This window comes from Methylotenera sp., from assembly GCF_030653755.1.
GTDB lineage: Bacteria > Pseudomonadota > Gammaproteobacteria > Burkholderiales > Methylophilaceae > Methylotenera.
The window spans coordinates 85,388-91,946 of sequence record NZ_JAURYU010000044.1 but is presented as its reverse complement, the minus strand read 5'-3'; the positions used below and the strand labels follow the sequence as shown (position 1 = coordinate 91,946).

Below are 6,559 nucleotides of genomic sequence, written 5' to 3'. Positions count from 1 at the left end.
TAAATGACTAGCGTTATTTAAGCGTTGTTGTAATTGGCTGCGTACGGCGGATAGCATTTTTGAATGAGCGCCACTTTCTGCTACGCCAGCTTTAGGCGCTCTCATTTTAGCAAGTGCTGCGCTGAGAGCTTCGTATTCTTGATCTGTTAGGCCCGTGATGCTTTTTAGGCCGTCTGCTGATGGGGTTGTATTTGTCATTTTGGTATTAAAGTTAATCATCAATCTAAGGTTGATGGAATCTTACCACAGGCAGCACTCATAGAAAGATGGATGCGCATGTGTGTGGGGAATTCTATAGCCTAGATAATCGTGGTGAGGTTAATCCTCTTGAAAGCATAATGACTTGGCACCAAATTAAATTGGTAATATTTCACTAAAAAGCAGATGATGATAATGATTGGTATCTATTTTAAGATTTTTTAGTCAAGGAGAATGAAATGTCTGCACATACTTATAAACTGATTGAATTGGTTGGTAGCTCTACCGTTGGTTCTGATGATGCTATCCGCAATGCTATTGCTAAAGCAGCGTTAACCGTTAAACATATGGATTGGTTTGAAGTGGTTGAAACTAGGGGTCATATTGTGAATGGTCAGATTGCGCATTATCAAGTGACTATCAAGGTTGGTTTTAGAATAGAAGATTAGATAACAATGATTCATGGCTCCAGTTCATTACAAATTCCTGCTTTATCTGATCATGATACGCAAGTATGGATAGCTTCTTTAGCTAAGCACTTCTCAGCAACTGAGGTTGAGTTAGTTCGCCAAGCATGCGAGCTTGCCACGTTGGCTTATGCATCGCATACAGAATTAACTGGGGTGCCTTTGTTGCAACATGCAACGGGCACAGCGGCGATACTGATTAGTTTGAATATGGATGCAGAAACCATTATCGCGACCATTTTGTATGCGGCGCCTGCGCATATCGATAATTGGCAGGAAACACTAAAGGCGCGGTTTGGTAGCGATATTGTAAGCTTGGTAGAAGGTATTTTGCGCATAGAGCAAGTGCAGGAGTTCAGTGAGTTTGAAGACCTGCAAGTGCAAGATAAGGAAAGTAGCGACAACAGCAAGCAGATTGAAAGCTTGCGCAAGATGCTGCTTGCGATGGTGCAGGACATTCGTGTGGTGCTGATTAAACTAGCCGAGCGCACGCAAACGCTTCGCTACTTAGCAGGTGCTAGTGAAGTACAGCAGAAGCAGATTGCGCGCGGTATTCAGAGTGTATTCTCGCCACTGGCAAATCGCCTTGGCGTTTGGCAGCTCAAATGGGAGATGGAAGATCTATCTCTGCGTTATTTAGAGCCTCAGCTCTATAAAGAAGTAGCCAAGCTACTGGATTCACGTCGTGTTGACCGCGAACAATATATTAAACACGTTGAAGATGCACTTAAGCTAAAGTTGGTGCAGGCTGGTATTAAAGCTGAAGTGTCTGGTCGCCCCAAACATATCTACAGCATTATCAACAAAATGCGGCGCAAAAATCTTGATTTTGAGCAGTTGTTTGATGTGCGTGCGGTGCGGATTTTGGTGGAGGATGTGAAAGACTGCTATACCGCGCTTAGTTTGGTGCAAGCCTTATGGCCAGCTATTCCTGGTGAGTTTGATGATTACATCGCACGCCCTAAAAGTAACAACTATCGCTCATTGCATACCGCGGTAAGTGGCCCAGAAGGCTTGGCATTAGAGGTGCAGATTCGTACTTTTGAAATGCATGAGTACTCCGAGCTTGGCGTGGCCGCGCATTGGCGCTATAAAGAAGGTGGCAAGTCGGACATCTTGCTGGATGAGAAAATCGCTTGGTTACGCCAAATTTTGGCGTGGAAAGAAGCGCCCAAAGATAGCGGCGACATACTTGAGCAATTTAAGACGGAATTGTTTCAGGACAATGTGTATGTATTTACCCCACAAGGGCGGGTTGTTGATTTACCCAAAGACGCCACGCCTATCGATTTTGCCTATGCCTTACATACTGACTTAGGGCACCGCACGCGCGGCGCTAAAGTGGATGGGCATATCGTACCGCTTAGTTACAAACTACAGAACGCGCAACGGGTAGAAATTCTCACGACTAAGCTTGGCGCCCCTAGCCGTGATTGGTTAAGCCCAACGCTTGGCTATTTAAAGAGCGCCAGTGCGCGCGCTAAGGTTAGGCATTGGTTTAAACACCAGCTTGTAGAAGAAAATATTACGCAAGGCCGTGCAAAGTTAGATAAAGAGCTGCATCGCTCAGGCGTGGGCGCTGTGAATCAGGAAAAGATTGCCCAGAAATTGCACTTTAATAAGCTGGAAGATTTTTTAAACGCGATTGGTCGTGGTGATGTGAGTGATCACCAAATCGCTACGGCTATCCAAGAGGTAATGAACCCAAAAGCTGTTGAGAAGACCAGTCATGTTGCGGTGAGAAAAACACCAGCACAGTTAACGGCAACAGAAGTGACGATAGAGGGTGTCGGTAACTTACAGACCAATATGGCAAAATGCTGCAAGCCAGCTTTCCCCGATACGATTGTCGGCTACGTGACATGCGATAGGGGCGTGACTATCCATCGGCAGGCTTGTACTTTTATTAAACGTTTAGGCACGGAGCGCCAAGATCGCCTGCTTAATGCACAATGGCTAACAGGCAAAGCTCACCATCAGGCGGATTAATGAGCTCATGCAGCTATGTAAGTTAGGCTCAGCGTGACGTTTTAGAAAATATTAACACTTAATATAAACTACATTTAAGTGTCTTTTTTGATATGAATTGGATGCAAACCTTATACAAGCTTGGGTGGGATATAGTGTGAGATGTAAACCAGACGGTAATAGTTGACTGGTATGCCACTTAGCAGTATAGTGCCGGCCTTCGGCGTGTAGCGTAGCCTGGTAGCGCGCCTGCTTTGGGAGCAGGATGTCGGGAGTTCGAATCTCTCCACGCCGACCAATTTAATTGGTTTCAATAATGGCCATAGGCCAATTTCTCGCATTTGCCTTTTGATGTTTTTTTGACATCTCCAGTTGATAGGCGCATGTTTAACATGACCTTATCTAAAATAATCCACCTATATTTGCGCATCAGCCTATGATGAAACCATTGGGGATGACACAAGTCCAATTGGATATATCAATCAAACTTATCTGAATACGTTTAGGCGCGTAGTGTTTAATTCGTGATGAATCAGTTTGATGTTGAACATTTAAGGAGAAGTATCATGGCAAAAGGACAATTACATAAAAACAAAGAGACAAAAAAGCCCAAACAGGATAAAAAAGTAGTGGTAGTGTCAGGTTCTACCATCATCCCTAGTAAGCCTGCACCTAAGAAATAAGCAACACGCTATTAATAAGCTATTCTGTAGTCTAATCAGAGCGCTCAAATTAAGTGATTTAGTGTAAGGAGCTCAGGCTCCTTTTATGTTTAAGTGGCTCTTTATTTTCAGCAATTGACATTCACTTCGCTAACGGCTTCTCGCGCGTTGATAGAAATGACTGATTAAAACATTAGTAAAAACAGAAGTTTTTATGGACATATTGTTGATGCTTTAACTAATTACTTTTTAACCTTAGTAAGTTATGGCACTATTCGTTTATGAAATTTCCATCAATTCCAACGGCATCAACGCATTTAGAAGAAGTAAACGCTAGCGTTACCCACAACGTTATCTTGCCTGAGGACTTATCAAAAATTTCAACTGCGTCCAATCAGATTGCAGACTCTTTATTATCGAGCACGGTGATTCAAAAAGTGCTTGATTATTTGCCTTCAATGGTAGGGTATTGGGACAAAGACCTTAAAAATTGTTTCGTTAACAAGGCTTATGGGCTGTGGTTTGGGGTGGATGTCAGCCAGATTGTTGGTCAGTATATTTGGGAGCTACTCGGTGAGGATTTATACCGCCAAAATTTACCTTATATTCAAGCTGCACTAAAAGGTGAGTTCCAAGCGTTTGAGCGCATTATCCCTAACCAAGATGCTAGCCAGTCACGTCATTCTTTGACGCATTACATTCCTGATTTTCGAAATGGTGAGGTACAAGGATTTTTTGTACTCTCAACCGACATCAGCGCAATTAAAGAAGCAGAAGCGGTGCTCAGGCAAAGTGAGGCTCGCTTTCGTTCTCTCGTGCAAGATCAAACAGAAGTGATTTCAAGGTTGCGCGCTGATGGCACTTATATTTTTGTGAATGATGTTTATTGTCGGTTCTTTGGCAAAACTGAAGCAGAGATGATTGGGTCTACATGGAAGCCAGTGGTATATCCTGAAGACCTTCAGCAAGTGCAGGATGAGCTGGCAATGATGTCACGATCTAATCCCGTGGTGATGATTGAAAATCGGGTGCTATCCGCAAGTGGAGAGGTTCACTGGATGCAGTTTAGTAACCGTGGTATTTTTGATGCAGATGGACAACTTATAGAAATTCAGTCGGTTGGTCGCGATATTAGTGACCGCAAACGAGCTGAAGAGGAAATTCAGAACTTAGCTTATAAAGATTCCTTAACTGGATTGTCCAACAGAAGGTATTTGCTGGATCGGTTACAAATTGCTTTAGCAACCTCTGCACGTAGCATGCAGTATGGTGCTTTATTATTTCTTGATTTAGATAAATTTAAAGTGATTAACGATACGCAAGGGCATAGCGATGGTGATTTATTGCTCATTGAGGTCGCCAATAGAATCAACGCCTGCGTGAGAGAGGTCGACACCGTTGCGCGTCAAGGTGGTGATGAGTTTGTTGTGCTGGTAGAGCGATTAGGGACAAACTTAGAAGAGGCTTCCCGTATGGCGGCAAAAATTGCTGAAAATATACGGGTGGAGCTAGCAGAACCATATCAGATCAATCAGATAAACATACATAGTTCATCAAGCATTGGTGTTTCGGTTTTCTGCGGTCATGATAAAAGTGTAGAAGAGCTAATTAAGCGTGCCGATATGGCCATGTATCAGGCAAAAGATGGCGGCCGGAATAGAGTTCGCTTTTTTGATCCAGAGATGCAAAAGCTAGTTGAAGTGCGTGCATTACTAGAGTCTGATTTACATATTGCATTAAAGGCTGAGCAGTTTGAATTGCATTATCAGCTACAAGTTGACCACGAAAATCAGCCAATTGGTGCCGAGGCATTGATTCGTTGGGTACATCCACAACGAGGTATGATTTCACCCGCACACTTTATTCCTGTGGCGGAGGAAAGTGCGTTGATTTTGAGTATTGGCGATTGGGTGCTAGATGAGGCTTGTCGTCAGATTGCTGTTTGGAGTGCTCATGAGAAGATGAGTAACTTGGTGTTGGCCGTTAACATTAGCGCGCAACAATTTAAACAAGCGCACTTTGTTGAGCAGGTCGTATCAGCTATTCGTAAACATGGTATTGATCCGACGCGACTTAAATTGGAGCTTACTGAAAGTGTGGCGCTGGATGATATTGCCGATGTAATCGCAAAAAAGAATCTATTGAGGCAAGAGGTTGGCGTAACGCTGTCTTTAGATGACTTTGGAACGGGATTTTCTTCTCTTTCTTATTTAAAGCGTTTACCGTTGGATCAAATTAAGATTGACCAAAGCTTTGTGCGAGATATCACCACCGACAAAAGTGATGCGGTCATGGTGAAAACCATCATTGATATGGCGCAGAACTTTAGCTTAAATGTAATTGCTGAAGGCGTTGAGACCGAAGCGCAGTTGGCTTTCTTAAAGCAGCATGAATGTAAGGCCTATCAAGGCTATTTGTTTAGCAAGCCCTTACCTATCGAGCAGTTTGATGTGCTCATGAAACATTACGGTTGTGCTACTGATATTACCAAGTTAGTTTAATGCTTGGATTTAAGAATGAGCCTAGTAAATTCGATGCCAGTAGATTAATACTACAAAGACAATGTTATTAAACTAGCCTGATATTAGGCTAGGCTCATTTTGCTTAAACTAAATGCTGACTTAACTTAGAGCGTTCACATTGTCTACAATGGCTGCATATAAATCACGCGTTGAGGCAATGGCGGCTTCATGCACTTCTTGCGCGGATAGTACTTTTCGATTGGCTGTTTCTAGCGAGCGTGTAGCCGTTGCACTTGCTACGACTGTCACTGCATAACCTAAATTAAAACCACCATGTGCGGTTGAGTTGATGCACATGTGAGTCATAAAGCCTGCCAGCACAATATTGGTAACACCTAGCGTTTTTAAATGTTGATCAAGCGTTGTATGGATAAATGCATTAGGGTAGTTTTTAACGATAACATGTTCACCAGCAATCGGTGCTACTTCATCGCAGATGGCGCCTATTTCTGCGGTAATGTCGTAAGGCGAACCCACACCAGCATCGTGCTGAATATGAATGATTGGGATGTTAAGCGCTCTAGCACGTTCAAGTAGCTTTTTTGCTTCGATGATGGCTGATTCAACATTCGTTAACTGCATCAATCCTTTTCTATAGGTGTTTTGGCAATCAATCATAATCAGGGCAGAAGATGCCAGTGGTGTTGCTGATAGCCCTAAGCCTGAAATCTCGCGTAATGTTTTAGATGCTGTCGTCATGCTGTTTCCTTTGCAATTAAATAACTTTGTGGTGTTTTGTGCA

Annotated in this window: 5 protein-coding genes and 1 tRNA gene; 4 read left to right on the top strand and 2 right to left on the bottom strand. The window is 43.1% G+C overall.

Annotated elements, in window-relative coordinates; all coding sequences use genetic code 11:
• On the bottom strand, positions 1 to 198 hold a 198-nt coding region (locus Q7U33_RS08025), incomplete at its 3' end, for a hypothetical protein (RefSeq protein WP_304859531.1).
• Between the two features lie 239 nt (positions 199 to 437).
• Here Q7U33_RS08025 and Q7U33_RS08020 point away from each other — a divergent pair.
• The 4 genes from Q7U33_RS08020 to Q7U33_RS08005 all read left to right on the top strand — a co-directional run bounded on the left by Q7U33_RS08020 (position 438) and on the right by Q7U33_RS08005 (position 5,796).
• Positions 438 to 647: a dodecin gene (locus tag Q7U33_RS08020; protein ID WP_019896629.1), complete on the top strand. Its 210-nt coding sequence runs from the start codon at positions 438 to 440 to the stop codon at positions 645 to 647.
• Between the two features lie 6 nt (positions 648 to 653).
• On the top strand, positions 654 to 2,654 hold the full coding sequence (locus Q7U33_RS08015; protein WP_304859528.1) for a bifunctional (p)ppGpp synthetase/guanosine-3',5'-bis(diphosphate) 3'-pyrophosphohydrolase: 2,001 nt from the start codon (positions 654 to 656) through the stop codon (positions 2,652 to 2,654).
• 200 nt (positions 2,655 to 2,854) lie between these two features.
• Positions 2,855 to 2,931: transfer RNA gene (locus tag Q7U33_RS08010), tRNA-Pro, on the top strand.
• Between the two features lie 645 nt (positions 2,932 to 3,576).
• Positions 3,577 to 5,796, top strand: coding sequence for a bifunctional diguanylate cyclase/phosphodiesterase (locus tag Q7U33_RS08005; protein ID WP_304859526.1), 2,220 nt, complete (start codon positions 3,577 to 3,579; stop codon positions 5,794 to 5,796).
• Positions 5,797 to 5,916: 120 nt separating this feature from the next.
• Here Q7U33_RS08005 and Q7U33_RS08000 read toward each other — a convergent pair whose 3' ends face one another.
• Positions 5,917 to 6,516, bottom strand: coding sequence for a cysteine hydrolase family protein (locus Q7U33_RS08000; RefSeq protein ID WP_304859524.1), 600 nt, complete (start codon positions 6,514 to 6,516; stop codon positions 5,917 to 5,919).
• Positions 6,517 to 6,559: the final 43 nt, after the last annotated feature.

Excerpts from the sequence above, each read along its gene's own strand:
- Q7U33_RS08020 (WP_019896629.1), top strand. The coding sequence starts at position 438 with ATGTCTGCACATACTTATAAACTGATTGAATTGGTTGGTAGCTCTACC.
- Q7U33_RS08015 (WP_304859528.1), top strand. The coding sequence starts at position 654 with ATGATTCATGGCTCCAGTTCATTACAAATTCCTGCTTTATCTGATCAT.
- Q7U33_RS08005 (WP_304859526.1), top strand. The coding sequence starts at position 3,577 with ATGAAATTTCCATCAATTCCAACGGCATCAACGCATTTAGAAGAAGTA.
- Q7U33_RS08000 (WP_304859524.1), bottom strand. The coding sequence starts at position 6,516 with ATGACGACAGCATCTAAAACATTACGCGAGATTTCAGGCTTAGGGCTA.